This is a genomic window from Pseudomonas sp. KH_050 (assembly GCF_057838875.1).
Map to the genome: position 1 here is coordinate 1,635,050 of NZ_CM174478.1, position 25,941 is coordinate 1,660,990.

The following is a 25,941-nucleotide window of genomic DNA, read 5'->3' on the forward strand; positions in this document are numbered from 1 at the left end:
GGTATGAGAGATGTACGTCGTTGCCCGGCGGTATTGATCGCCGCACCGGCTTCCGGTCAGGGCAAGACCACCGTCACCGCCGCGCTGGCTCGCTTGCATCGCAATCAGGGACGCAAGGTTCGGGTGTTCAAGTGCGGTCCGGATTTTCTCGACCCGATGATTCTCGAACGCGCCAGTGGTGCGCCGGTGTATCAACTGGACATGTGGATGGTCGGCGAACAGGAAAGCCGCCGACTGCTGTGGGAAGCGGCGGGCGAAGCAGACCTGATCCTGATCGAGGGGGTCATGGGCCTGTTCGACGGCACGCCGTCAAGCGCCGACCTGGCGCGGCACTTCGGCGTGCCAGTGCTGGCGGTGATCGACGGCACAGCCATGGCCCAGACGTTCGGTGCCCTGGCCCTGGGCCTGGCGCGTTATCAGCCGGATCTGCCGTTTGCCGGAGTGCTGGCCAACCGTGTCGGCACCTTGCGCCACGCGCAGTTACTCGAAGGCAGCCTGACCGAAGGCCTGCGCTGGTATGGCGCATTGTCCCGGGAGACCGGGATCGAACTGCCGAGCCGGCACCTGGGCCTGGTGCAGGCCAGCGAATTGAATGACCTGGACCTGCGCCTCGACGCGGCGGCCGAAGCCTTGGCCAGCAGTTGCGAAGTGGCGCTGCCGCCAGCGGTCGGGTTCGCCGCGCCTGAGGTGGTTGTCGCCGAGCCGTTGCTGGCCGGTGTACGGATTGCCGTGGCCCGCGATGAAGCCTTTGCCTTTACCTATGGCGCAAGCCTCGACCTGCTGCGGGCGATGGGCGCCGAGTTGTTGTTCTTCTCGCCGATCCATGACCGCGAACTGCCCGAGGCTGACAGCGTGTACCTGCCGGGCGGCTATCCGGAGCTGCATCATGTCGCGCTGGCGGGAAACGCCACGATGCTGGCCGCGATCCGTGCCCACCATGCGGCCGGCAAGCCGTTGCTGGCCGAGTGTGGCGGCATGTTGTATCTGCTCGATTCGCTGACCGATGTCGAGGGCCAGCGTGCCCAACTGGCGGGATTGCTGGCGGGCGACGCGGTGATGCAAAAGCGTCTGGCGGCGCTGGCCTTGCAGGCGGTTGATCTGCCGGAAGGTTCGTTGCGCGGCCACACCTATCACCACTCGCTGACCAGCACGGCGCTTGAGCCGATTGCCCGTGGCCTGAGTCCCAACGGTGGGCGGGGGGCGGAAGCGGTGTATCGCGAGGGGCGGATGACCGCCTCTTATGTGCACTTCTATTTTCCTTCCAATCCCTCGGCGGTGGCCGCGCTTTTTGCGCCAGATGTCGAGACCGTCAGGCCATGACTGACAACGCATTTTCTGCGGACGAACGCGCGGCGGTCTACCGAGTCATCGGCGAACGCCGCGACATGCGTCATTTCAGCGGCGGCACGGTAGAACCTGAACTGCTCAGACGCCTGCTCGAAGCCGCCCATCAAGCCCCCAGCGTTGGCCTGATGCAGCCGTGGCGGTTTATCCGCATATCTGATCGCCCGCTACGCGACAAGATCCGGCAACTGGTTGAAGAAGAACGGGTGCGCACCGCCGAGGCGCTGGGCGAGCGTTCCGACGAGTTCATGACGTTGAAAGTCGAAGGCATCAACGACTGCGCCGAAGTGCTGGTCGCCGCGCTGATGGATGATCGCGAGCGGCATATTTTCGGTCGCCGGACCTTGCCGGAAATGGACATGGCGTCCTTGTCCTGCGCCATTCAAAACCTCTGGCTGGCGTCCCGCGCCGAAGGCCTGGGCATGGGCTGGGTATCGTTGTTCGAACCCCGGGCACTGGCCGATCTGCTCGGTCTGCCGGCGGGGGCCAAACCACTGGCGGTGTTGTGCCTGGGGCCAGTAAAAGAATTTTATCCGGCACCGATGCTGGTGCTCGAAGGCTGGGCGCAACCGCGTCCGCTGAGTGAATTGTTGTATGAAAATTATTGGGGAGTGAGTCAATGAGTGTGGCGTTGTTGAGTGTCGCCGCGGTTGCGCTGGATGCGCTGCTGGGCGAACCCAAACGCTGGCATCCGCTGGTGGCGTTCGGCCGGTTTGCCGATCGCATCGAGCAACGTTTCAACTCCGGCGGGCGTGGCTGGCGCAGTCATGGGGTCACCGCCTGGGTGCTGGCGGTGTTGCCGCTGACGCTGTTGGTGACCGCCTTTTCCTGGCTGCCCTATATCGGTTGGCTGGTGGAAATCCTCGCGCTGTATTGTGCCCTTGGCCTGCGCAGCCTTGGCGAGCATGTCGAACCGGTCGCACAAGCCCTGCGCAGCGATGACCTGGATGAAGCGCGGCGGCGAGTAGGCTATCTGGTCAGCCGCCAGACCAGTGAGCTGGATTCCACCGAAGTCGCCCGGGCCGCCACCGAATCGGTGCTGGAAAACGGCAGCGACGCAGTGTTTGCCGCCTTGTTCTGGTTTGCCGTCGCCGGTGCTCCGGGTGTGGTGTTGTATCGCCTGAGCAATACCCTGGACGCCATGTGGGGCTATCGTAATGAACGCTTCGAACGTTTTGGCTGGGCGGCGGCGAAGATCGACGATGTGCTCAATTATATTCCTGCGCGTCTGGTGGCCCTGACCTACGCGCTACTGGGCAAGACCCGCCTGGCGCTGAAATGCTGGCGGACCCAGGGACCCACCTGGGACAGCCCGAACGCCGGCCCGGTGATGGCGGCGGGGGCGGGTGCCCTGGGCGTCGAGTTGGGTGGGGCGGCGATTTATCACGGTGAACTGCACGAGCGTCCGCCATTGGGCGAGGGTGTGCCGGCCGATGCCGACTCCATTGATCGTGGCTGGCAACTGGTGCAGCGCGGCGTGTGGTTATGGCTGCTGATTCTCTGCGTGGGAGCTGAATTCTATGCTTGAGCACGGTGGACGGTTGCGTAAGGCGGCGTTGCAGCACGGCATTGCCGAAGCCGATTGGCTGGACCTGTCCAGCGGCCTCGCGCCCTGGCCGTTTGCGGTACCGGAAATTCCCTTGCGCGCCTGGGCGCGCTTGCCGGAAACCGATGATGGTCTTGAGCAAGCCGCCTGCGATTATTACGGCGCCACTCAAGTGTTGCCGGTGCCGGGTTCACAAGCGGCGATCCAGTTGCTGCCGCGTTTGCGTCGCACCGGCAAGGTCGGTGTGCTCTCGCCCTGTTACGCCGAGCATGCCGAGGCTTGGCGGCGCGGCGGCTACATTGTGCGTGAAGTACTGGAACAGGAAGTCGAGTTTTTTATCGACGCCCTCGACGTGCTGGTGGTGGTCAACCCGAATAACCCGACCGGCCTGAGCCTGTCCCCGGAGCGCCTGCTCGACTGGCATGCGCGATTGGCGCAACGCGGTGGCTGGCTGGTGGTCGATGAAGCGTTCATGGACAACACTCCTCACCTGAGCCTGGCCGCGCATGCGCATCAGGTCGGGCTGATCGTTCTGCGTTCGTTCGGCAAGTTTTTCGGCCTGGCGGGGGTGCGCCTTGGGTTCGTGCTGGCTGAGCACAAACTGCTGAAATTGCTCGCCGAACAGCTCGGGCCATGGGCGGTCAGCGGCCCGACCCGGGTGTTGGGGCAGGTTTGCCTGCGCGACACCCTGGGCCAGGTCCGCCAACGTCTGCGCAGCGAAGAGGCCAGCCAGCGTTTGGCCCAAGTGCTTGAGCGCCATGGCTTCAAGCCACAGGGTGGTTGCGCGCTGTTTCAATGGCTGATCACTGAGCACGCCGAGCAGTTGCATGAATTCATGGCCCGGCGCGGCATTCTGCTGCGGCTATTCACTCACAACAGCAGTCTGCGTTTCGGCTTGCCGGCCGATGAAGCCGATTGGCTGCGCCTCGAACAAGCCTTCCAGGCCTATACCCAGGAACTAGCGCCATGACCACGCTGATGGTGCAAGGCACCACCTCGGATGCCGGTAAAAGTACCCTGGTCACCGCGCTGTGCCGCTGGCTGATTCGCCAGGGCGTCAGCGTCGTGCCGTTCAAGCCACAGAACATGGCACTCAACAGTGCGGTCACGGCCGACGGCGGTGAAATCGGTCGTGCCCAGGCGGTACAGGCCCAGGCCGCCCATCTCCAGCCGCACACCGACATGAACCCGGTGCTGCTCAAACCCAACAGCGACACCGGTGCCCAGGTGATCATTCATGGGCGCGCGGTGACCAGCATGAACGCCGTGGCCTATCACGACTACAAGGCCATCGCCATGCAGGCAGTGCTGGCCTCCCACCAACGGTTGAGTGCTGCTTATCCGGTGGTGATGGTCGAGGGCGCCGGCTCGCCGGCCGAGATCAATCTGCGCGCCGGGGATATCGCCAACATGGGCTTTGCCGAAGCGGTGGACTGCCCGGTGTTGCTGATCGCCGATATCAATCGCGGCGGGGTGTTCGCCCATCTGGTGGGGACGCTGGAGTTACTCTCGGCCAGCGAACAGGCGCGGGTCAAAGGCATTATCATCAACCGTTTTCGTGGCGACATCGCCCTTCTGCAGCCGGGCCTCGACTGGCTCGAAGCGCGCACCGGCAAACCGGTGATTGGCGTGTTGCCCTATGTCATGGACCTGCACCTGGAAGCCGAAGACGGTATCGATCAGCGTCAGACCGACAAGGTCGAGCAGGCGCTGAAGGTGGTCGTGCCGGTCTTGCCGCGCATCAGCAACCACACCGATTTCGATCCACTACGCCTGCACCCGCAGGTCGATCTGCAATTCGTCGGCCCCGGCCAACCGATTCCAGCGGCTGACCTGATCATTCTGCCCGGCTCGAAAAGCGTACGCAGCGACCTCGCGTTCTTGCGCGCCAATGGCTGGGACACGGCCATCGCCCGGCACCTGCGTTACGGCGGCAAGCTGTTGGGAATCTGCGGTGGTTTGCAGATGCTCGGCGAGCAGCTGCATGACCCGTTGGGCCTCGAAGGCGCGCCGGGTTCCAGTGCCGGTCTGGGTCTGCTGGCCTTTGCCACGGTCCTTGAAGAAGAGAAACAACTGCGCAATGTACAGGGCCGTCTGGCCCTGGAAGACGCGCCCGTCAGCGGTTATGAAATTCATGCCGGGGTCACCAGTGGCACCGCGCTGGAACGGGCTGCGGTGCATCTGGACGACGGTCGCTGCGACGGTGCGCAAAGTGCTGACGGGCAGATTTTCGGCACCTATCTGCATGGCCTGTTCGAATCGCCGCCGGCGTGCAGTGCGCTGTTGCGCTGGGCCGGATTGCAGGACGTGGAGGAGGTGGATTACCACGGTCTGCGTGAGCGTGACATCGAGCGCCTGGCCGATATGGTGGAGAAGCATCTGGATACCGGGCTGTTGCGGGAACTCTGTGGGATTTAGGGTGAATGTTATGCCCTCATCGCCAATTAAAGGATTTCAAACATGTTGCAACTGATCCTCGGTGGCGCCCGTTCCGGCAAAAGCCGTCTGGCTGAAAAACTCGCCTGCGACAGCGGCCTGGCAGTGACATACATCGCCACCAGCCAACCGCTGGACGGCGAAATGAGTGAGCGGGTCGCCCATCACCGTGCCCGTCGTCCCGCCGAATGGGCGCTGATCGAAGAGCCGCTGGAGCTGGCCCGAGTGCTGCGCCAAACCGCCAGTGCCGAGCGTTGCCTGCTGGTGGACTGCCTGACCCTGTGGTTGACCAATCTGCTGATGCTGGACAACCCCGAACGCCTGAGCCTTGAGCGCGAAACCCTGCTGGAGTGCCTGGCATCATTGCCGGGCGAGATTATCTTTGTCAGCAACGAAACCGGTATGGGTGTCGTGCCGCTGGGCGAATTGACTCGTCGCTATGTGGATGAAGCCGGTTGGTTGCATCAAGCCATGGCCGAGCGCTGTCAGCGTGTTGTATTGACCGTCGCCGGCCTGCCTCTGACTTTGAAAGGAACTGCGTTATGAGTAACTGCTGGTGGCTGGACCCGTGTAAAGCGATCGACGCGCAGGCTTTCGAACAGGCCGCGGCCCGTCAGCAGCAACTGACCAAACCGGTCGGCTCCCTGGGTCGGCTCGAGTCGATCGCGGTGCAGCTGGCCGGGCTGCAAGGGCGGGTCAAGCCGAGCCTGAGCCAGCTGTGGATTGCGATATTTGCCGGCGACCATGGCGTGGTCGCCGAGGGCGTTTCGGCGTTTCCCCAGGAAGTCACCGGGCAGATGCTGCACAACTTCGTCAGCGGCGGCGCGGCGATCAGCGTGCTGGCGCGGCAACTGGGCGCGCAACTGGAAGTGGTCGATCTGGGGACTGTCAGCCCTTCACTGAACCTGCCGGGCGTGCGGCACCTGAACATTGGTGCTGGCACGCAGAACTTCGTCAACGGCCCGGCCATGACTCAAGCCCAGGGTGAACTTGCGCTGCAGGCCGGACGTGACAGCGTGCACCGCGCCCTTGCGACAGGTGCCGAGCTGTATATCGGTGGCGAGATGGGCATCGGCAATACCACCGCTGCCAGCGCCGTGGCGTGTGCGTTGCTCGACTGCCCGGTGGCGCATCTGGTCGGGCCAGGCACCGGTCTGGATACCGCGGGTGTCAGCCATAAAGCCTGGGTCATCGAGCGCGCTCTGACATTGCATGGCGCTCAGCGCGGCGATGCCTTGCAGACCTTGTTCAATCTCGGTGGCTTTGAAATCGCGGCGCTGGTCGGGGCTTACCTGGCCTGTGCCCAGGAAGGCGTGGCAGTGTTGGTGGACGGGTTTATCTGCAGCGTCGCGGCATTGGTCGCGGTGCGTTTGAATCCGGCGAGCCGCGAGTGGTTGCTGTTCGGTCATCGCGGTGCCGAACCGGGTCATAGGCATGTGCTAGAGACACTCAACGCCGAGCCGCTGCTGGATCTCGGCATGCGCCTGGGCGAGGGCAGCGGGGCCGCATTGGCCGTGCCATTGTTGCGACTGGCCTGCGAGCTGCACGGGCAGATGGCGACGTTTGCCGAAGCCGCCGTGGCGGATCGTCCGGCATGACCTTATACCTGGACCTGCTGCGCCACGGCGAAACCGAACTCGGTGGCGGTTTGCGCGGCAGCCTGGATGACGCGCTGACGGCCAGGGGCTGGGAACAGATGCGCACCGCGGTGCTGGCCAAGGGACCCTGGGATCGATTGGTCAGTTCGCCGCTGCAACGTTGCGCACGTTTCGCCGATGAACTGGGCATCCGCCTCGGTCTGCCGGTAACGCTGGACAAGGACTTGCAGGAGTTGCACTTCGGCGCCTGGGAAGGGCAGAGCGCAGCGGCCCTGATGGAAACCGATGCACAAGCCTTGGGGTTGTTCTGGGCTGACCCTTACGGGTTCACCCCGCCTGAGGGCGAGCCGGTGACGCAGTTTTCGGCACGGGTGCTGTCAGCGGTCGAGCGACTGCATCAGAACTATGCCGGGGAGCGGGTGTTGTTGATCAGCCATGGCGGGGTGATGCGCCTGCTGCTGGCCCGGGCCCGCGGCTTGCCTCGCGAGCAACTGCTCAATGTCGAGGTCGGTCATGGCGCGCTGTTCTCGCTGCAGGTCGAGGCCAATGCCGTGCTCAGGGAAGAAGCCTGAGCATGTTGCCTTTCTGGATCGCCCTGCAATTTCTCAGCAGCTTGCCGATTCGTCTGCCGGGGATGCCGCAGCCGCAGGAGCTGGGGCGTTCGTTGCTGTGTTATCCACTGGTGGGATTGCTGTTCGGCGGGCTGTTGTGGGCGCTGAATTGGCTGCTCGCGGGAACTCCGTTGTTATTGCATGCGGCGTTGCTGCTGAGCGCCTGGGTAGTGCTCAGCGGCGGGTTGCATCTCGATGGTCTGGCTGACAGTGCCGATGCCTGGCTCGGTGGTTTTGGCGACCGTGAACGAACCCTGACCATCATGAAAGACCCGCGCAGCGGACCGATTGCCGTGGTCACGCTGGTGCTGGTGCTGTTGCTCAAATTCACCGCGCTGCTGGCGCTGGTCGAACAGCAGCACAGCGCGGCCTTGCTGTTGGCGCCATTGCTTGGCCGCAGCGCAATGCTCGGCTTGTTCCTCACCACGCCATACGTGCGACCCGGCGGGCTGGGCCAGGCGCTGGCTGATCACCTGCCGCGTCTGGCCGGGAAACAGGTGTTGCTGCTGAGTGCGCTGGTCTGTGTGCTGATTGCCGGGTGGAGCGGTGTGTTTGCCGTGGTGCTGGCGGTGGTGGGGTTCTTCTGGTTGCGGCAAGTGATGCTCAAGCGCCTGGGCGGGACCACGGGAGATACCGCCGGAGCGCTGCTGGAGTTGCTGGAAGTGTTGGTGCTGGTGGGGTTGGCGCTGGTCTGAAAGCTTCTCGGGTAGGCGCTGGCGCAGCCTGCGATCTTTGGGCGGTTCTGGAGATGGCTCGGAAGCAAGATCAAAAGATCGCAGCCTTCGGCAGCTCCTACGCAGAATTGGTTTACCTGCGCAACATCACGGGTGTGCAGGACCGGCGTAGGAGCTGGCGCAGCCTGCGATCTTTGGGCGGTTCTGGAGATGGCCCGGAAGCAAGATCAAAAGATCGCAGCCTTCGGCAGCGCCTACACAGGATAGGTTTACCTGCACAACATCACGGGTGTGCAGGATCGGCGTAGGCGCTGGCGCAGCCTGCGATCTTTGGGCGGTTCTGGAGATGGCCCGGAAGCAAGATCAAAAGATTGCAGCCTTCGGCAGCGCCTACACGGGATTGGTTTACCTGCACAACATCACGGGTGTGCAGGATCGGCGTAGGCGCTGGCGCAGCCTGCGATCTTTGGGCGGTTCTGGAGATGGCCCGGAAGCAAGATCAAAAGATCGCAGCCTTCGGCAGCTCCTACACAGGATTGGTTTACCTGCACAACATCACGGGTGTGCAGGACCGGCGTAGGAGCTGGCGCAGCCTGCGATCTTTGGGCGGTTCTGAAGATGGCCCGGAAGCAAGATCAAAAGATCGCGTACGCCTAGCGCTTTTTCGACGACTTGCTGCTGTCTGGCATATGCAGGTAAGACATCACGCTTTCGGTCAATTCGGTCGCCAGCTTCACTGCTTCTTGGGCGGTTCTGAAGATGGCCCGGAAGCAAGATCAAAAGATCGCGTACGCCTAGCGCTTTTTCGACGACTTGCTGCTGTCTGGCATATGCAGGTAAGACATCACGCTTTCGGTCAATTCGGTCGCCAGCTTCACTGCTTCTTTATTGCGCGCCATCACTCCCGCGACCAAGCCTTCGATCAACGCGAGTACGGCGATATTGGAGCTGGTCAATACCGGGTGGTCGGCCTGGGCAAATAGCACGTGCCGGGCAATCGGGGTCAGGGGGGACGCGGGTGAGTCGGTGATCGCCAGTACCGAGGCGCCACGTTCATGGGCAAAACGTGCGAGCTGCAAGGTGTCGAGCGAGTAGCGCGGCAGCGAGATCGCCAGCAGTACGTCCTGATCAGTGATCGCCGCCAGGCGGTAGGCGGCGTTCTCGTTGCCGCCCTCCATGCTGATGGCGGTGGCATCGGCACAGAAGGGCATCAGGGTCGAAGCCGCGAGGCCGGCAAAATAGACGCTGTTACCAAAGCCCAGGATATAGATCTTGCGGGCCTGGATCAGGCTGCTGACGAAGGCTTCAAAGGTGTCTGGATGGTTGTTGGTGTCGGTGGTGGTAAGGTTGCTGCTGGCGATCTGGATTTGCTCATGCAGGCCGAATGCACCACCGGGGCGGTGCGCCAGTTCGTTGCGCAGTTTATCGACCGGCGACACCATCTGTTGCAGGGTCGCCACCAGTTCGGCTTTCATGCCGGTGTAGCCCCCCAGGTTCAGCGCCTTGGCCAGGCGATTGACCGCCGCCGGCGAGGTGGCGGTTTCCTGGGCCATCTCTTCGATGGTCAGGGTCGCCGCCCGCAGCGGATGACGCAGGATGAAGTCCGCTACCTTGCGCAGCGAAGGCTGCAGATCGGCAACGATTTCCGCCAGTTTGCGCATCACCGGTGCGGCATAAACCGTGGTGTTTTTCGAGGGGCTCGGCATATCCGGATCAACATTTCCTGATGACATAAGGAGGGCTGGAGTGTATCCGAAGCCGACCCTTGGTGTAGAGCGCTGAACCAAGGGTCGGCGCAAGGCCGGCGGGTTACTTCAAGCTGCCGGCCAGGAACTGCTGCAGACGCTCGGACTGAGGCTTTACCAGCACTTCGCGGGGGTTTCCGCGCTCTTCGACCTGGCCCTTATGGAGGAACACCAGCTGATTCGAGACCTCGCGAGCAAAGCCCATTTCATGGGTCACGACTACCATGGTGCGGCCTTCCAGGGCGAGATCCTGCATAACCTTGAGCACTTCGCCGACCAACTCGGGGTCGAGGGCCGACGTCGGTTCATCGAACAGCATCACTTCCGGTTCCATGGCCAGCGCCCGGGCAATCGCCACACGCTGCTGCTCGCCGCCCGACATATGCGCCGGAAAGGCGTCCATGCGGTGTGCCACGCCGACCTTGTTCAGGTAGTGCTCGGCCTTTTCCCTGGCTTCCTTCTTGTCCATACCCAGTACATGCACCGGAGCCTCCATGACGTTTTCCAGGGCGTTCATGTGGGACCAGAGATTGAAGTGCTGGAACACCATTGCCAGGCGCGAACGCATGCGTTGCAACTGTTTGGGCTCGGCGGCCTTGAGCCCGCCGAGTTTGTTGGTCACCAGCTTGAGTTGTTCGCCGTTGAGCAGGATGTTGCCCGCGTTGGGTTGCTCCAGCAGGTTGATGCAACGCAGGAAAGTGCTCTTGCCCGAGCCGCTGGAGCCGATGATGCTGATCACGTCGCCGGCTTTCGCCTCCAGAGACACGCCCTTGAGCACTTCGTGGGTGCCGTAGCTTTTGTGCAGATCCTGAACTTCAAGTTTGTACATGGTTTCCACTCTCTGGAATCAGTCGCTGAGCAAGCGACCCTGGCGAATAGGGGTACTGCCGGCCACTTTGGCCAGCCACAGGCCGGGCTGGGCAAAACGCAGGCGTTCGCGGGCATACAGGACGCCGTCGGTACTGGCGCACACAACGCTGTGGCGATCGGTCAGTGGATCAAGCACTTCGAACAGCGGATCGCCGACCTTGACCCTGGCACCCACCGGTTGCAGAAAACTCACCACGCCCGGATGCGGGGCATAGGCGTACTGCGCACCGGCGAACGGCGTCGCTTCACAACAGGTCGCTGGAGCGGCCGGCCAGTCACCGCTGATCAGGCCCTGCTCGGCGAGATAGCCGAGAATGGCCTGCGCGCTATCCACGCACTGCTCGCGATCGGTGTCAGCCATGCCGCGCAATTCGATGGTGGTGGCCACACACGCCAGCGGAATAGTGGCCTGGGCAAAACGCTCGGCCAGTTGTAACCAGGGGATTGCGCAGGCTTCATCGAAGGCATTGCCACCCGCGCCCTCGGCCAGCAGCGCGGCACCCGCTTCCAGGCGCGCGGCTAATGAACGCAGGCGTGGCCAGTTTTGCGGCATGGCGTAGAGCAGCATGATCGACTCGAAGTCGCAGTGCAGGTCCAGCACCAGATCGGCGTCGCAGGCATGTTGTAACAGCAGGCGACGCAGGCCATCGAGTTCCGAGGTAGGCGCAGGCAGGTCGCGGATGACCTCGGCCATGGCACTGCGGATCAGTGCGACGTTGGCGTTGGCATCCTCGCCCAGGCGGCCTTCCAGCAGCGGCGCCACGGCGTCGGCCAGTTCCGGGAAGTCGCGATTGAAGTTCTTGCCGCTGGAGAACTCGAAACGACCCTGGTGGGTGGCCTGGAACATCTGTCCGATCCCGATCGGATTGGCCATCGGCACCAATTCGATCACTCCGGTCAGCCGGCCTTGCTCTTCCAGCTCGCGCAGGCGGCGCTTGAGTTCGACGGCGACGCGCATGCCCGGCAGCTCGTCGGCATGCAAGGAGGCCTGGATATAGGCCTTGCGCGGGCCGCTGCCAAAACGAAACAGCGATAGATGCCGCTCAGTGCCCGAGGCACTCCACGGCAACAGGTATTGAATGTGCTGCATAAAATTCCTTAGTGCTTGCGTGGTGCCAGGTACGCCAGCCAGCGGCGCTCGGCCAGCTTGAACAGACGAACCAGGATGAAGGTCAGGACCAGGTAGATCAGGCCCGCGGTGATGAATGCCTCGAACGGCAGATAGAACCGCGCGCTGACCGTGCGTGCCGCCCCGGTGATGTCCACCAGAGTGACGATGGACGCCAGGCTGGTGGTCTGCAGCATCATCAGCACTTCGTTGCTGTATTGCGGCAGTGCCCGGCGCAAGGCCGACGGCAGGAGAATCCGCCGATACAGGGTAAAGCGTGACATGCCCATGGCTCTTGCGGCTTCGATCTCGCCGTGGGCCGTGGATTTCAGGCTGCCGGCCAGTAGTTCCGCGCTGTAGGCACTGGTGTTGATCGCGAAGGCCAGGCAGGCACAAAAGGTCGCGCTGGACAGATACGGCCACAGCACGCTCTGACGTACCGCTTCGAACTGCGCCAGGCCGTAGTAGATGAGGAACAACTGCACCAGCATCGGCGTGCCGCGAATCACGTAGGTGTAAAGCCAGGCGGGGAAGTTGATCAGCGGTGAGCGGGAGACCCGCATCAACGCCAAGGGAATCGCCAGCACCAGGCCAATAGCCAGGGAAATCAGCAGCACCTTGAGGGTCAGCAAGGCGCCGTTGAAATACAGCGGCAGATTTTCCCAAATCACGTTGTAGTCGAGAATCATGGGTTCGCTCCAATCACAGCTCGGCGGCTTTGATGCCGACCGAGTAGTGTTTTTCCAGATAACGCAGCACCAGCAACGACAGGCTGGTCAGCATCAGATAAAGCGCCGCCACCGCGAGGAAAAAGGTAAACGGCTCGTGGGTCGCATCCGCTGCGTTCTTGGCCTTGAACATCATGTCCTGCAAGCCGATCACCGAGATCAGCGCGGTGGATTTGGTCAGCACCAGCCAGTTGTTGGTGAAACCGGGAATGGCGAAACGAATCATCTGTGGCACCAGAATCCGCCAGAACACCTGCGCGCTGCTCATGCCATAGGCGGCGCCAGCCTCGCCCTGGCCTTTGGGAATCGCCATAAAGGCGCCGCGAAAGGTTTCCGAGAGATAAGCGCCGAAAATGAAGCCCATGGTGCAGACACCGGCGATAAACGGATTGATGTCGATATAGCGGGTGTAGCCCAGCGCCAGGGCAATGCGGTTCACCAGGTCCTGGCCACCGTAGAAGATCAGCAGGATCAACACCAGATCAGGGATGCCGCGAATAAGGGTGGTATAGCCTTCGCCCAGCATCGCCAGCCATTTGAGCGGCGATAGCCGAAACGCAGCACCGATCAGGCCTAAAGCAATGGCCATGGCCATGGAGGTCAGGGCCAGGTTAATAGTCAGCCAGGCGCCATCGAGAATGCTCGATCCGTAGCCGTGAAGCATGATGAAGTTCCTCAAACGAGCGCCGCAAGGCGCGCGGGACAAGCCAAAGACGGCGCCTGCAACGGGCTGGCGCCGGGGTTACGGTTAAACGCTTATTGGCCGTAGATATCGAAGGCGAAGTACTTGGCCATCACTTGCTGGTACTTGCCATTGGCGCGGATGGCGTCAATCGCGCTGCTCAGGCGCGCAGCGTTGGCGCTATCGCCTTTACGCACGGCGATCCCGGCGCCACGACCGAAGTATTTCGGGTCGTTGATGTCTGGCCCTACCAGCGCGAACCCCTTGCCGGCCGGGGTTTTGATAAAGCTTTCATCGGTGTTGACGATGTCGGCGAGGGTGGCGTCGAGGCGACCCGAGACCAGGTCGAGGAAGGCTTCATTCTGGGCCGAGTAGCGCACCACCTCGACCCCGGCTTTCACCAGTTGCTCGGTGGCGAAACGGTCGTAGGTCGAGGAGCGTTGCACCCCGACTTTCTTGCCTTTGAGATCAACCAGAGGGTCGTTGATCACGTTGCCGGCCTTCATCGTGAACTTGCCCGGGGTGTGGTAGTACTTTTTGCTGAAGTCGACGGACTTCAGCCGATCCTCAGTGATCGACATCGACGACAGCACCGCATCGATCTTGCGCACTTTGAGCGAGGGGATCATGCCGTCGAATTCCTGGATCACCCATTCGCATTTGACCTTCATCTCTTCGCACAAGGCGTTGCCGATGTCGTAGTCGAAACCGCTGACGTTGCCTTCCGGAGTCTTGAAGGAGAACGGCGGGTAAGCGGCCTCGATCCCGATCCGCAGGCTGTCTTCGTCGGCGTGGGCGAAGAGGCTGAAGGCGCAAAGTGCCAGAGCACCTAGAAGTTCTGTCTTGTTCATATTGTTGACTCCTGTGTTGGGGCGTTTGGGTGGTCGACACCCGAAATGACTCGGCATGAGCGCTTTCGGGAGAGCAGCGGTGACGAGGGTGTGTGCCTGCCATCTGCCTCGCTGGATCGCTCCTGATGTTCTGTCAGGGCTATAAATGACACGTTTTATTTCATAAATCAATTTAATGAAAATGTTTGTGTCGTCGCGAAAGCTCGTCAACGAGCCAATCGGCCGTGGAAGGGATGCGCAGAACCTGATCGAACAAGGTTTTCAAGGCCCGAATGGCGACGCCCGACCGTTTGTCAGTGCAGCCGTTCGACAGGCGCGGGAGAGAGGGTGTCATTAGCCGACACCAGGCTTGATTATGGGAATTGGTCGTCGCGAGGGTTACTCTGGAGCAATTGAAACTTGCTTTCCGGCAACCGCAGGTATATACACGCACCATGCTTCCTTCCCAATGTTTGTGTACCAACCTGCGTCGCGCCGCTCGAGGCGTCAGCAGGCATTACGACGGCGCTCTCGACGGCTTCGGGATCAACGTTGCGCAGTATTCTTTGCTGTGCAATTTGCAACGCCTGGATCAGCCGAGTATTTCGACCCTGGCGCACGCCATGGGCCTGGACCGCAGCACTCTGGGTCGCAACTTGCGGGTGCTGGAGGGCGAAGGATTGGTGACCCTGGTCGAAGGTGAGGATCATCGCAATCGCGTGGTGTTGCTCACCGAGGCCGGGCGAGAGCGACTGGCGGCGGCGTTGCCGGCATGGGAAGCGGCGCAACAACGTTTGATCGAACGATTGGGTGCAGAGAAGCGCGAAACCTTACTGGCCTTGCTGGACGAACTTGCCTGAAGGCATTAAGTACGAACATAAGCGGGTATATACCCGTTATCGGAGAGCAACAATGACATCGATGTGGCGTACCAGCGGTTGGGTTCTTCTCGGGAGTGCGCTGATCCTGGCATTGTCCTTGGGCGTGCGGCATGGCTTCGGGCTGTTTCTGGCGCCAATGAGTGCCGATTTCGGCTGGGGGCGAGAGGTGTTTGCATTTGCCATCGCCTTGCAGAACCTGATCTGGGGCCTGGCGCAACCCTTCACCGGTGCGCTGGCCGACCGTTTCGGTGCGGCGAAAGTCGTGCTGATCGGTGGGGTGTTGTACGCCCTTGGGTTGGTCTTCATGGGGCTGTCTGACTCGGCCTGGTCGCTATCGCTGAGCGCTGGCTTGCTGATCGGCATCGGCCTGTCGGGGACCTCGTTTTCGGTGATTCTGGGCGTAGTCGGGCGCGCCGTTGCTCCCGAAAAACGCAGCATGGCCATGGGTATCGCCAGTGCCGCCGGTTCTTTTGGGCAGTTCGCCATGTTGCCGGGGACCCTCGGGTTGATCGGCTGGCTTGGCTGGTCGGCGGCTCTGCTGGTGCTGGGTCTGCTGGTGGCGTTGATCGTGCCGCTGGTGGGCATGCTCAAGGACAATCCACTGCCGCTGGCCGGCCATGAGCAGACCTTGTCCGAAGCCTTGCGCGAGGCCTGCTCGCACTCCGGCTTCTGGTTGCTGGCGTTCGGTTTTTTTGTCTGTGGCTTTCAGGTGGTGTTTATCGGCGTGCATTTGCCGGCCTACCTGGTGGACCAGCATCTACCGGCAGCGACCGGCACCACGGTATTGGCGCTGATCGGCCTGTTCAATATCTTCGGTACCTATACCGCTGGCTGGCTCGGTGGGCGGATGTCCAAGCCACGCCTGCTGACCGGTCTGTACCTGCTGCGCGCGGTGGTGATCGGGCTATTCCTGTGGGCGCCGGTAACCCAGGTCAGCGCTTATCTGTTTGGTATGGCCATGGGCTTCTTGTGGCTGTCGACCGTGCCCTTGACCAATGGCACGGTGGCGACGCTATTCGGCGTGCGAAATCTGTCCATGCTCGGCGGCATCGTGTTCCTCTTTCACCAGCTGGGTTCGTTCCTCGGCGGTTGGCTGGGCGGGGTTGTCTATGACCAAACCGGCAGCTATGACCTGATCTGGCAGGCGGCGATTCTCTTGAGCCTGCTGGCTGCTGCGTTGAACTGGCCGGTACGTGAACGTCCGGTTGCGCGTCTGCAGGCGCAGGCCAGTGCAGCATGAACAGGATCTGGCCGTGGTGTGTCGGCCTGGGGCTCGGCGCCATGCTCCTGGCGTTGGCCTGGTGGGGCTGGCAGCAGGGCGGCCTGGCGCTGATGCAATTGGGCATGGGTGCTTGCTAGGCGCGCCTTTTGGCGAGTAACTTCGTAGCCTGACGACCTTTCAAGGACACTGAACATGCTGATGCGCTGGCTTGCGGTTCCAGCTCTACTTGTGGCATTCGGCGGTACGGCACTCGCGGCCGAGTGCCCGCCGCTGTTGCAAGGCTCATTGCCCAAGTTGCATGCCAAGGAATCCATCGATCTGTGCGAGCGCTTTGCCGGCAAGCCGCTGGTGGTGGTCAATACCGCCAGCTTCTGTGGCTTCGCCCCACAGTTCAAGGGGCTCGAGGCGCTGTATCAAGTCTACAAGGAGCAAGGCCTGGAGTTGGTCGGCGTGCCCTCCAATGACTTCAAACAGGAGGCCAGGGACGGTGCCGAGACAGCGAAGGTCTGTTATGTGAATTACGGCGTGACCTTCACCATGACCGAACCACAAAAAGTCCGTGGTCCGGACGCGACTCATTTGTTCAAGATACTGGCGCAACAGAGCAGTGCGCCGAAATGGAATTTCTACAAGTACGTGGTCGACCGTCGTGGCAAGGTGATTGCCAACTTTTCCAGCCTGACCAAGCCCGATAATCCAGAGTTTATCGAAGCGGTGGAACAGGCCCTGGCTTCAAAACCCTGATCGACGCCCATTGAAAAGCCCCGCCTCTGAAACAGAGAGCGGGGCTTTTTTTGCTGCGGTTGGCGAGTCGTTCAGGATCAAAGGGAATCAGAACCTGTAGGTTGCGCCTACACCGAAGCCATTGGCCGTATTTTCATACTTGGCGTGGTACGACTGGCCACGATTGTTGCTGTTGTTGATCTTGGCATCGTCTTCCTTGAGGTAGGAGTAGGCGAGGTCAATGGTCAGATCATCAGTCGGGCTCCAGCCGGCGCCGAGGCTGAAGGCCTTGCGGTCACCCGTCGGGATTCGCGGAGAGCGGTCGACGTTGTTGGTTGGCGCCTGGTCAACCGACAGACCGCCGCGCAGTACCCATTGCTTGTTCAGCTGATAGGACGCGCCAATGGCATGAGCCCAGGTGTTGTGCCAGTTCTGCTCTTCGGTAATGGTCCCGAATTGGCCCGCCAGAATCGTTGGCACGCCCGTGTTCTCGACGGTGATGTCTTTCAGGCGGCTCCAGCGGGTCCAGGTGCTGCCTGCGTAGAGGGTCCACTGGTCGTTCAGCGCGTGGGTGACCGAGAAGTCCACCGACTCGGGGGTGGTGATATCCAGCGAGGCGTCATACTTCTGGCTGCTGTTCTGACCGATCAGGCCCAGCAGGCCATAGTTCACCTTGGTGTTGCCTTCGAGTTTGTAATTCACTTTCGAGTGATAGGTCAGGCCGACGCGAGTGCTGTCGGTGGCTTGCACCAGGACGCCGGCGTTGAAGCCCAGCGCGGTGTCATCACCCTCGATCTTGACCTTGCCATCCGGCCTGTCCTGGGTAATTGACAGATTGGATTCCAGGGAGCCGTCAATACGGTTGATGGTCGGACCGAAGCCGATGGAAACCTTGTCATTGAACGCATAGCTGATGGTCGGTTGCAGGGTTATGACTGTGACTTCGCTTTTGCTGCCGAAATATCGACCGGCGAAATTATTTTCGTAGTCGGTCACCAGTCCGAACGGCGCGTACATGCCGAAACCTACAGCCCAGTGATCGTCGATTGGCTTGACGTAGTAACCCATCGGCACGGCAATCAGCGGCACCATGTCGCCTTTGTTGCTGCCGCTGTTAGGGCTGGAGCTGGCGTCGTTGATGTCGGTATGGGCATCGATCGCGGCGACACCACCGGTGACTTGTTCACGCTTGAGGCGCGACATGCCGGCAGGGTTGCCAAAAACTGTACTTGCATCATCGGCAGAAGAAGATCGCCCGGCGAATCCAGTGCCCATCCCGCTGATGCTTTGTTCGTTGACGGCAAAGCCACTTGCGAAGATCTGGGTGGATGCCAACGTAACGGCAAGGCTTAGCGTGGTTTTGAGCATTACTTTTTTCATTATTAGAACTCCTGGTGATCACCGGCGCGAAAATTACCAACATTTTCGCTCCAGCGCTATAGGCTGTATCGCTTGAGATAGAGCGGTTTTGTAGGACAATCGGACCAGGTTTCCGGTTTTTTAGCGATGTTGCGAATTCACCGATCAGCAGGCGATTTGATTAGGCGGGGATATGCAGGTTTGCCAGGCGCAAGTGAAGTCTCTCAGGCGCCCTTGAGGGTGAAATGTCTGCCGCCAGATTCTGGCCATTGCAAGCAGATCATCCGCTTCAGGGAGGGGGGTGTTTTGTTCTTCCACCAGCAGCCAGGCGATGGCAGTGGCGTAACGCAGGTTGACCGTGAGCTCCAGGTGCGGTCCGCTGAGAAAGGCATGTTGACTGGCAAGGCCGCGAACCAGGCTGGCACGCTCGGGATCGAGGGCCAGATAGTGGTCCCAGAGGGCCTGATGACGGGGTTCGGCAATCCGGTACAGGCCGTGTCCACGGCGGTCATGCAGGGCGGAACCGAGTGCCGATTGGCTGGCGGCAATACCCAGTAGCAGTGATTCGGCGGTCGGGCTGTGGCACCCGAGATAGATCAGAGTCGGGCGGATCACATAACGGCACAGCTCGCTGGCGGCGATACCCATACAGCCCTCCAGACGGTGAATTAGTGGCGAGATCTGAGCGGCTTGGCAGCAGTGGGGAAGTTCAGTCTCGCCGTAAGCGGTTCATGCCGCTTGAGTTGAAGTGTAGTGTCATATTCGTGCTGTAAAGGACTGTTTTTAAAATATTTCCGGCTTCGAGTTATAATCGTTATATCTGTTGGTGCTTAAGCCGGTCCGGCAGGAGCAGAAACTTCAGGCAATAAAAAACCCTGCTGTTGAGGCAGGGTTTTGTATTTTCAGCGTTCTGGCGTATCAGGCAACCAGTGCCTGACGGGTACGCTCGATCACGGCCTGCAGCGGCTCGGCGCTGGAGTATTGATCGGGGTACAGGCGTTCGCTGTGACGAGCGATGCCGTGTTCGTTGACCAGGGTGAAGCTGAAGCAGCCTTTGCGAGCGGCCATGATCAGGCAGTTCATTGGAGCAAAAGCGTTGGTGAGGGTGCGGATGGCATCCTGAGTGTGAATTTGAGTAGACATGGTTATGGTGTTCCTACAAATGACACGGATAAGAACCGTGCAACGTTAAAACGTTCCAGTAACGTCGACCACCGTTGGTCGAACGAAGAACCTGACTGGAACAAAGCAGCCAGTTAGAAGCGCTATGATTTTTGCGCGCTTGGGCTGGCAGGTAGGTACTTAGGAGGGCAGGCAGCACATCAAGGGCAAAGGTTCTGGGCCCAGGGTGTAGATCCTGATCAATCTGCAGGTTGGTTCGGTCAGAGTATGAGCACTTCGCAACACCCTTTGCTTTCGATCAAAGGCAGTGTCGCCGCAAGTTTTACCTGGAAACCATCGAGGTGGTCGATCCCGTGTTGTCGGTAGAAGCTTCTCTTCAGGGAAGGTATACCGGGGGACTTGTTCGACCGTAATTGACTTTCAGCTTGGTACTAACGCCGCGGATAGTAACGGATTGAATTTCAGAATGGAAGCGTGCCAAGCAAAAAAACCGTGTTCGGCAAAAAATCGGTACGGATTCAGGCCCGCGCAGGGCGATCCAGATAGCACAGAATCTGGCCGATACAAGGCTCCGAGTGGATGTAATGGCGGCAGTTGGAAGGTACTACGGTCACGGTCTGCCGTCGGTTTTCTCCTGTAAAACGTGCCAAAAAACTGTGCTCATATAACTGCTTCCCGGGCACTTGTGCACAATAGATGCGCGGCGTGTTACACCCCTGTCACTTCAGCCTTACAGCAGGTCTCTGCCTTCTGAAAAATTTTAAGTCAATGAAAAACATCGTTTTTTTTTACTGGTGAAAAAATCGTCAGTTTGACTGCGGGCCCCGTTCCATGGGGGTTTGAGCGAGTTGCAGGACGGTTGTCCACTGAGTTATCCACAGCTTCTGTGGATTGTCCCAAGCGCTTGCTCTAGCACGGGCGTGCAGGATTTTTTTCGGCTTTACCCGTACGAAAAAAGGAGTAGAGTGGCGCGCCTTCCGATCTACCCCACAGTGCTTTATGAAGTTTCGCTCAGTACCATCCGATGCTACCTCCATACCTCCAGGTGTTAGCCCACCCAAACGGCTGTCACTGCGTGTCGCCATGTGGCTGCTCGACAGCCCGTGCCTGGGCGATAACCGGAATATCAAACACTTCGCCGGACGTTTGCTCAAGCAGCCGGCCCGCGAGGGCGTGATCGCTGCGCAAAGTCGCCTGGGGCAATTGATGTATCGCGAATGCGGCAGTGCCCGGGATCGGCGGATTGGTCATGATCTGCTGCGCCAGGCCGCTCGCGCAGGTGATCGGTGTGCCCAGCGCGAACTGGGTCATATCGAAGACTGAGCTGTTCCTGGCCCCACGCCTTGTTTAACCTTCAGGCTTTATCCCAACGGCAGGAGTGGTTATGGCTATGGACTTGACCAGCGTATTGCTGGGGCTGGCGGGTGCTGCACTGCCGCTATTGGTGTGGGTCTGGCACTCTCAGCAACGTCTGAGTGCCCGGCAATCCGAGCTGTCGTTGCTCGAAGAACGTCTGAGCACCGCCCAACTGGCGCAAGAGGGGCTCAATGCCCAACTCGATGCCAGCCGCGATGAAATCAGCGACCTGAGCCAGGCCAATGCCACTAAACAAGCCGATCTGGCCGCGGTTCGTCGCGAGGTCGAACTGTTACAGATCGAGCGTGACAACGCGCGCGACGCGGCCCACGCCTGGAGTCTGGAGCGCAGCAGCAAAGAGGCCGAGTTACGCCGCCTGGACGCTCAGGCAGCGTCGCTGAGTGCCGAGCTGCGTGAGCAACATGAAAGCCATCAACAACGCCTGAGCGACCTGCAAGGCTCGCGGGATGAACTGCGCGCACAGTTTGCGGAGCTGGCGGGGAAGATCTTCGATGAGCGCGAGCAGCGCTTTGCCGAAACCAGTCAGCAGCGCCTGGGGCAGTTGCTCGATCCGTTGAAAGAACGCATCCAGTCGTTTGAAAAACGCGTTGAAGAAAGCTATCAGGCCGAAGCTCGCGAGCGCTTTTCCCTGGCCAGGGAACTGGAGCGTCTGCAGCAGTTGAATCTGCGCCTGAGTGACGAGGCAACCAACCTGACTCGGGCCCTCAAAGGCCAGAAAACCCAAGGCAACTGGGGTGAGTTGATTCTCGAGCGAGTGCTTGAGCATGCGGGCCTGGAGAAGGGCCGCGAATACCAGACCCAAGTCAGCCTCAAGGGCCCGGATGGCGAGCGTTTTCAGCCAGACGTGCTGATCATGCTGCCGGGCGACAAGCAGGTAGTGGTCGATTCCAAGGTCAGCCTCACCGCTTATCAGCAGTACGTGGCTGCCGATGATGAGGTGATCGGCCAGGTAGCGTTGAAGCAGCACGTGCTGTCGCTGCGCAACCATGTCAAAGGCCTGGCCGGTAAAGACTACAAACGTTTGGAAGGCCTGCACAGCCTGGATTTCGTGCTGCTTTTCGTGCCGATCGAAGCGGCTTTCTCGGCGGCATTGCAAGCGGAGCCGAACCTGTTTCAGGAAGCCTTCGACCGCAACATTGTCATCGTCAGCCCGACCACCTTGCTGGCAACGTTACGGGTCATCGACAGCTTGTGGAAGCAGGAGCGCCAGAGCCAGAACGCACGGGAAATCGCCGAGCGTGCTGGCTGGCTGTACGACAAGTTCGTGTTGTTCATCCAGGACCTGGACGAAGTCGGCAATCGCTTGCAGCAACTGGACAAAGCCTACAGTGCGGCACGCAACAAACTGACAGAGGGCCGCGGCAATCTGATCAGCCGCAGCGAGCAGCTCAAGTTACTCGGCGCTCGGGCCAGCAAGAGCTTACCGGCGGACCTGCTGGAGCGGGCGATGACCGATGTGGACGGGATGGTGGAATTGCCGGACTGATTGAAAATCAAAAGATCGCAGCCTGCGGCAGCTCCTACAAAGGCTCCGCGGTCACCCTGAATGAACGCAAATCCCGTAGGAGCTGCCGTAGGCTGCGATCTTTAGCGGTCTCATCCACGCTGAAGATTTACAACGGCAAATGCCGATTCAACAACGCCCTCAACGCCGCCGGTTTCACCGGTTTGGCCAGATAATCCAGGCCCGCCGCATGGACCTCGGCGACCATGTCCGGTCGGCCATCGGCGCTGATCACCACCCCCGGCACCGGCTCGCCGAGTTCGGTGCGCAGCCAGGCCATCAAGCCGGTCCCGGTCTCACCGTCATCCAGGTGGTAGTCCACCAGTGCCAGCTGCGGGCGAATGCCTTCACCGAGCAGCGCTGCGCATTCATTCCGGTTGCGCGCGGTCCAGACCCGGCAACCCCAGCGCGTCAGCAGGCTATTCATGCCGATCAGGATGCTATCCTCGTTGTCGATACACAGTACTTGCGCGCCGCTCAACGGTTGACCGTTGTGCTCGGCGACCTTGGCCGGGACGCTGACTTGTGCGTGAGCCAGCGGCAAGCTGACGCTGAACACGCTGCCCTTGCCCGGCCATGAGCGTACCTGCAATTGATGCCCCAGTACCCGGCAAAGCCCGTCGGCAATGGCCAGGCCCAGGCCCAGGCCTTTCTCTGCGCGAGTCTGGTGGCTGTCCAGGCGTTTGAACTCTTCAAAGATCACCCGGCGTTTGTCTTCCGCAATGCCCGGTCCGCGATCCCAGACTTCCAGGCACAGTTGCCCGTTGCGGCGTCGCACGCCCAGCAGCACCGGGCCTTTGGCATAACGAAAGGCGTTGGTCAGGAAGTTCTGCAGAATCCGCCGCAGCAGCTTGATATCGCTGTTGACCCGCAAATGGCTGCCGCGCAGGCGAAACCTAGTGCCTTGCTCCTGGGCCAGGGCCTTGAACTCGGCACCGAGGGCATCGAACAATTCATTGAGGACAAACGGCTTGGGATCCGGGTTGATCATGCCGTTTTCCAGGCGCGACATGTCCAGCAGATCGCTGATCAGGTCTTCGGCCGACCGCAGCGAACTGTCCAGGTGATGCACCAACTGCTGCGCTTCGGCGCAAAGCCCGTCTTCTTGATGGGAGAGGGCGGCGGAGAACAGCCGGGCGGCATTCAACGGCTGCATCAAGTCGTGGCTGACCGCGGCGAGGAAACGGGTTTTCGACTGGTTGGCCAACTCTGCGTTGCCCTTGGCCTCGGTCAGGGCGACGTTCAGTTGCGACAACTCATGGGTGCGCGCGGTGACCCGTTGCTCCAGCCCTTCGTTGGCATCGGTCAGCGCCTTTTCGGCTTCGCGGAACGCGGTAATGTCGGTAAAACTCATGACGAAGCCGCCGCCCGGCATCGGATTGCCGATCAGCTCGATCACTCGGCCGTTGGGGAACAAACGTTCAGAGGTGTGCGCCCGGCCTTGACGCATCCAGTGCAGGCGTCGGGCCACGTGCACCTCGGCTTCACCGGGGCCGCAGAGGCCACGCTCGGCGTTGTAGCGAATGATGTCGGCAATCGGTCGACCAACGCTGATCAGCCCGTCCGGATAGTTGAACAGCTCCAGATAACGTCGATTCCAGGCCACCAGCTTGAGCGATTGGTCGACCACGCTGATGCCCTGGGTAATGTTCTCGATCGCGCCTTGCAACAGGGCGCGGTTGAACTGCAACACCTCCGAGGCTTCGTCGGCGATCTTTACCACGTCTTCAAGCTGCATCTCCCGGCCTTCGATGGCGGCTTTCACCACCGCGCGGGTCGAGGATGCACCCAGGACACCGGCCAGTAGACGCTCGGTGTGGGCGATCCACTCGCCATCGGCATTCTGGTTCGGGTTGAAGCCTTTGCCCTGGCGATAGGCGAAGCGGATAAAGCTCTGGCGCGCCCGTTCTTCACCGACAAAGCGCGCCGCCAGGGCGAGCAGGTCATTGATCTGTACCGCCAGCATCGAGCGCGAACCGGGGCGCGCGCTGATTTCCTGACCGATAAAACGTCCGGCCTGCCAGTGCTCGGAGACCCGGGTGCGCGACAGCACCGAAACCCAGGCGAATAGCGTGAAGTTACCCGCCAGTGACAGCACCACGCCCTGGGTCAGCGGGGTGATGGGCAGGTTCAGTGGATTGCCGTGCAGCCAGGTCAAGCCGGGAAAACTGCTCAGCGACCAGCCGAGGCTGTTGGCGGCAATCGGCAGGATCAGGGTGTAGAACCAGAGGAAGGTCCCGGTGGCGAGGCCGGCAAACACCCCACGGCGGTTCGCCTGTTTCCAGTACAGCGCACCCAGCATTGCCGGCGCCAGCTGGGTGACCGCGGCAAAGGCGATCTGGCCGATGGTCGCAAGGCTCGCGGTAGAGCCGAGCAGACGATAGCTGACGTAGGCCAGCAACAGGATCACCACGATGCTCACCCGGCGTACCGAGAGCATCCAGTAACGGAACACTTCGAACGGACGCTCGGCGTTTTTGCGCCGCAGCAGCCATGGCAGCAGCATGTCGTTGGAGACCATGGTCGAGAGTGCCACGCTGGCGACAATCACCATTCCGGTGGCCGCCGACGCGCCGCCGATAAACGCCAGCAGCGCCAGCGCCGGGTGGGACTGCGCCAGCGGCAGGCTGATCACGAAGGAGTCGGGCAACACCGAACTGGGCAACATCATCTGTCCGGCCAGGGCGATCGGCACCACAAACAGTGCGGCCAGTGCCAGGTAGGCAGGGAACACCCACTTGGCCAGGCGCAGGTCCTGCGGATCGATGTTTTCTACCACCGTGACGTGAAATTGCCGTGGCAGGCAGATGATCGCCATCATCGCGACGCCGGTCTGCACCACCATGGACGGCCAGTTGATGGTTTCTTTCCAATACTGCTCCAGGCGCGGCGCGAGCATGGCCTGATCGAACAGGTCGTCGAAGCCGTCGTACAAGCCATAGGTGACAAAGGCGCCGACCGCCAGAAAGGCGAACAACTTGACCAGCGATTCGAAGGCGATTGCCAGCACCATGCCGCGGTGGTGTTCGGTGGCATCGAGGTTGCGGGTACCGAAAACGATGGTGAACAGCGCCAGGACCAGCGAAACGATCAGCGCCGTGTCCTGGGCGCGGGTACCCATGGCATCGGCACCGGCACCGATCAGCAGGTTCACGCCCAGCACGATGCCTTTGAGTTGCAGGGCAATGTAAGGCAGGACCCCGACCAGGCAGATCAGCGCGACGACCACCGCCAGCGACTGCGATTTGCCATAACGGGCGGCGATGAAGTCGGCGATGGAGGTGATGTTCTCCTGCTTGCTGATCATCACCATCTTTTGCAGCACCCACGGCGCCAGCACCAGCAACAGAATCGGCCCCAGGTAGATCGGCAGAAATGACCAGAGTTGTTCGGCGGCCTGGCCCACCGCGCCGAAGAAGGTCCAGCTGGTGCAATAGACGGCCAGCGACAGGCTATAGACCCAGGCACGCACCCGCGGTGGCAACGGCGCACTGCGACGGTCGCCATAGAAGGCGATGGCGAACAGGATGGCCATATAGGCCAGGGCGACGGCGGCAATCAGCCCGCTGGACAGCGACATG

The 25,941-nt window shown here is 61.0% G+C and carries 25 protein-coding genes; 15 read left to right on the forward strand and 10 right to left on the reverse strand.

Annotated elements, in window-relative coordinates; genetic code table 11:
- Window positions 1-3 precede the first annotated feature (3 nt).
- Genes AC3IUA_RS07525 through AC3IUA_RS07565 form a run of 9 tightly spaced genes read left to right on the forward strand, consistent with a single transcriptional unit; the run spans window position 4 to window position 8,230 of the window.
- Window positions 4-1,320: a cobyrinic acid a,c-diamide synthase CobB gene (locus AC3IUA_RS07525; RefSeq protein ID WP_489359821.1), complete on the forward strand. Its 1,317-nt coding sequence runs from the start codon at window positions 4-6 to the stop codon at window positions 1,318-1,320.
- Complete coding sequence (gene bluB, locus AC3IUA_RS07530) at window positions 1,317-1,967, forward strand: 5,6-dimethylbenzimidazole synthase (protein ID WP_489359822.1); 651 nt, start codon at window positions 1,317-1,319, stop codon at window positions 1,965-1,967. Before AC3IUA_RS07525 ends, bluB begins: the two co-directional genes overlap by 4 nt.
- Window positions 1,964-2,872: an adenosylcobinamide-phosphate synthase CbiB gene (gene cbiB, locus AC3IUA_RS07535; RefSeq protein WP_489359823.1), complete on the forward strand. Its 909-nt coding sequence runs from the start codon at window positions 1,964-1,966 to the stop codon at window positions 2,870-2,872. The genes bluB and cbiB overlap by 4 nt, the downstream gene beginning before the upstream one ends.
- Complete coding sequence (cobD, locus tag AC3IUA_RS07540; protein WP_489359824.1) at window positions 2,865-3,860, forward strand: threonine-phosphate decarboxylase CobD; 996 nt, start codon at window positions 2,865-2,867, stop codon at window positions 3,858-3,860. The genes cbiB and cobD overlap by 8 nt, the downstream gene beginning before the upstream one ends.
- Window positions 3,857-5,308 (forward strand): cobyric acid synthase, encoded by a 1,452-nt coding sequence (locus AC3IUA_RS07545; protein ID WP_489359825.1) that lies wholly within the window; start codon window positions 3,857-3,859, stop codon window positions 5,306-5,308. The genes cobD and AC3IUA_RS07545 overlap by 4 nt, the downstream gene beginning before the upstream one ends.
- A 42-nt stretch (window positions 5,309-5,350) precedes the next feature.
- The gene (gene cobU, locus AC3IUA_RS07550; protein WP_489359826.1) at window positions 5,351-5,872 is read left to right on the forward strand and encodes a bifunctional adenosylcobinamide kinase/adenosylcobinamide-phosphate guanylyltransferase; all 522 of its coding nucleotides are present in this window, start codon (window positions 5,351-5,353) and stop codon (window positions 5,870-5,872) included.
- Window positions 5,869-6,924 (forward strand): nicotinate-nucleotide--dimethylbenzimidazole phosphoribosyltransferase, encoded by a 1,056-nt coding sequence (gene cobT / locus AC3IUA_RS07555; RefSeq protein ID WP_489359827.1) that lies wholly within the window; start codon window positions 5,869-5,871, stop codon window positions 6,922-6,924. The genes cobU and cobT overlap by 4 nt, the downstream gene beginning before the upstream one ends.
- On the forward strand, window positions 6,921-7,496 hold the full coding sequence (gene cobC, locus AC3IUA_RS07560; protein ID WP_489359828.1) for an alpha-ribazole phosphatase family protein: 576 nt from the start codon (window positions 6,921-6,923) through the stop codon (window positions 7,494-7,496). The genes cobT and cobC overlap by 4 nt, the downstream gene beginning before the upstream one ends.
- Window positions 7,497-7,498: 2 nt before the next feature.
- Entirely contained in the window at window positions 7,499-8,230 is a 732-nt protein-coding gene (locus tag AC3IUA_RS07565; RefSeq protein ID WP_489359829.1) for an adenosylcobinamide-GDP ribazoletransferase, read from the forward strand.
- Between the two features lie 773 nt (window positions 8,231-9,003).
- On the opposite strand, the gene AC3IUA_RS07570 is transcribed toward AC3IUA_RS07565, so the two are convergent.
- The 6 genes from AC3IUA_RS07570 to AC3IUA_RS07595 form a co-directional block, all read right to left on the reverse strand.
- The gene (locus AC3IUA_RS07570) at window positions 9,004-9,915 is read right to left on the reverse strand and encodes a MurR/RpiR family transcriptional regulator (protein ID WP_489359830.1); all 912 of its coding nucleotides are present in this window, start codon (window positions 9,913-9,915) and stop codon (window positions 9,004-9,006) included.
- Between the two features lie 103 nt (window positions 9,916-10,018).
- Window positions 10,019-10,783 carry an ABC transporter ATP-binding protein gene (locus AC3IUA_RS07575; RefSeq protein WP_489359831.1) on the reverse strand — a complete coding sequence of 255 codons (765 nt, stop codon included), beginning with the start codon at window positions 10,781-10,783 and terminating at the stop codon, window positions 10,019-10,021.
- Window positions 10,784-10,801: 18 nt separating this feature from the next.
- Window positions 10,802-11,914, reverse strand: coding sequence for a succinylglutamate desuccinylase/aspartoacylase family protein (locus AC3IUA_RS07580; protein ID WP_489359832.1), 1,113 nt, complete (start codon window positions 11,912-11,914; stop codon window positions 10,802-10,804).
- Window positions 11,915-11,922: 8 nt separating this feature from the next.
- Window positions 11,923-12,621 (reverse strand): ABC transporter permease, encoded by a 699-nt coding sequence (locus AC3IUA_RS07585; protein WP_489359833.1) that lies wholly within the window; start codon window positions 12,619-12,621, stop codon window positions 11,923-11,925.
- A 13-nt stretch (window positions 12,622-12,634) separates the two neighbouring features.
- On the reverse strand, window positions 12,635-13,324 hold the full coding sequence (locus tag AC3IUA_RS07590) for an ABC transporter permease (RefSeq protein ID WP_489359834.1): 690 nt from the start codon (window positions 13,322-13,324) through the stop codon (window positions 12,635-12,637).
- 92 nt (window positions 13,325-13,416) lie between these two features.
- Complete coding sequence (locus tag AC3IUA_RS07595) at window positions 13,417-14,193, reverse strand: ABC transporter substrate-binding protein (RefSeq protein ID WP_489359835.1); 777 nt, start codon at window positions 14,191-14,193, stop codon at window positions 13,417-13,419.
- A 434-nt stretch (window positions 14,194-14,627) separates the two neighbouring features.
- On the opposite strand from AC3IUA_RS07595, the gene AC3IUA_RS07600 reads away from it, so the two are divergent.
- The 4 genes from AC3IUA_RS07600 to AC3IUA_RS07615 are packed head-to-tail and all read left to right on the forward strand — an operon-like array spanning window position 14,628 to window position 17,019.
- Window positions 14,628-15,032 (forward strand): MarR family winged helix-turn-helix transcriptional regulator, encoded by a 405-nt coding sequence (locus AC3IUA_RS07600; protein ID WP_489359836.1) that lies wholly within the window; start codon window positions 14,628-14,630, stop codon window positions 15,030-15,032.
- Between the two features lie 52 nt (window positions 15,033-15,084).
- Entirely contained in the window at window positions 15,085-16,293 is a 1,209-nt protein-coding gene (locus AC3IUA_RS07605) for an MFS transporter (RefSeq protein ID WP_489359837.1), read from the forward strand.
- Window positions 16,290-16,412, forward strand: a complete 123-nt coding sequence (locus tag AC3IUA_RS07610; RefSeq protein ID WP_489359838.1) for a hypothetical protein — start codon at window positions 16,290-16,292, stop codon at window positions 16,410-16,412. Before AC3IUA_RS07605 ends, AC3IUA_RS07610 begins: the two co-directional genes overlap by 4 nt.
- Before the next feature lie 55 nt (window positions 16,413-16,467).
- Window positions 16,468-17,019, forward strand: a complete 552-nt coding sequence (locus AC3IUA_RS07615) for a glutathione peroxidase (RefSeq protein ID WP_489359839.1) — start codon at window positions 16,468-16,470, stop codon at window positions 17,017-17,019.
- Window positions 17,020-17,106: 87 nt separating this feature from the next.
- On the opposite strand, the gene AC3IUA_RS07620 is transcribed toward AC3IUA_RS07615, so the two are convergent.
- From AC3IUA_RS07620 to AC3IUA_RS07630, 3 genes are all read right to left on the reverse strand, one after another.
- Window positions 17,107-18,378: an OmpP1/FadL family transporter gene (locus tag AC3IUA_RS07620; RefSeq protein ID WP_489359840.1), complete on the reverse strand. Its 1,272-nt coding sequence runs from the start codon at window positions 18,376-18,378 to the stop codon at window positions 17,107-17,109.
- A 144-nt stretch (window positions 18,379-18,522) separates the two neighbouring features.
- A complete protein-coding gene (locus tag AC3IUA_RS07625; RefSeq protein WP_489359841.1) occupies window positions 18,523-19,005 on the reverse strand; it encodes a hypothetical protein in 483 nt (160 codons plus the stop codon).
- 270 nt (window positions 19,006-19,275) lie between these two features.
- Window positions 19,276-19,500 carry a hypothetical protein gene (locus AC3IUA_RS07630; protein WP_007898912.1) on the reverse strand — a complete coding sequence of 75 codons (225 nt, stop codon included), beginning with the start codon at window positions 19,498-19,500 and terminating at the stop codon, window positions 19,276-19,278.
- 978 nt (window positions 19,501-20,478) lie between these two features.
- Between AC3IUA_RS07630 and AC3IUA_RS07635 the strand changes: the two genes are divergently transcribed.
- Window positions 20,479-20,802, forward strand: a complete 324-nt coding sequence (locus AC3IUA_RS07635) for a sel1 repeat family protein (protein WP_489359842.1) — start codon at window positions 20,479-20,481, stop codon at window positions 20,800-20,802.
- Window positions 20,803-20,977: 175 nt separating this feature from the next.
- Window positions 20,978-22,342 (forward strand): DNA recombination protein RmuC, encoded by a 1,365-nt coding sequence (locus AC3IUA_RS07640; RefSeq protein ID WP_489362269.1) that lies wholly within the window; start codon window positions 20,978-20,980, stop codon window positions 22,340-22,342.
- A gap of 127 nt (window positions 22,343-22,469) precedes the next feature.
- Here the strand turns inward: AC3IUA_RS07640 and AC3IUA_RS07645 are convergent, their stop codons facing one another.
- Window positions 22,470-25,940, reverse strand: coding sequence for a hybrid sensor histidine kinase/response regulator (locus tag AC3IUA_RS07645; RefSeq protein WP_489359843.1), 3,471 nt, complete (start codon window positions 25,938-25,940; stop codon window positions 22,470-22,472).
- Window position 25,941 lies beyond the last annotated feature (1 nt).